The organism is Vogesella mureinivorans (genome assembly GCF_007644035.1).
Classification (GTDB): Bacteria; Pseudomonadota; Gammaproteobacteria; order Burkholderiales; family Chromobacteriaceae; genus Vogesella; species Vogesella mureinivorans.
Window position 1 is genome coordinate 1 of record NZ_VMTV02000191.1, and the last position, 317, is coordinate 317.

Sequence of the window (317 nt, forward strand, 5' to 3'; positions counted from 1 at the left end):
GCCTTTGTTGTTTTAGAACTTTTCAAATCATAGATTATTCATGTTCATTATGTTGTGGAGCTGGATAGCGGAAACCGCGTGTTTTATAGGCTAAATAAGCAACACCAAGTACAGCCCATGCTAAACCAAGCTTTAATGCCATTTCATCAATTTCTAGCCACATTAAAAATACGCTGGCAAAACCAAGTGAAGGAATGACCACATAGTTGATGATTTCTTTTAGAGATTTCGTTCTGCCATCACGTAGTGCGTAACGTGAAATCACGGAGAAATTCACAAAGCTAAATGCAGTCAAAGCACCAAAACTAATTAAGTTA

General features: G+C 37.2%; 1 pseudogene. It reads right to left on the bottom strand.

Going from position 1 to position 317, the window contains the following annotated elements:
- Positions 1-34 precede the first annotated feature (34 nt).
- Positions 35-317, bottom strand: a pseudogene (locus tag FLQ44_RS07750) (amino acid permease); the annotation flags it as partial.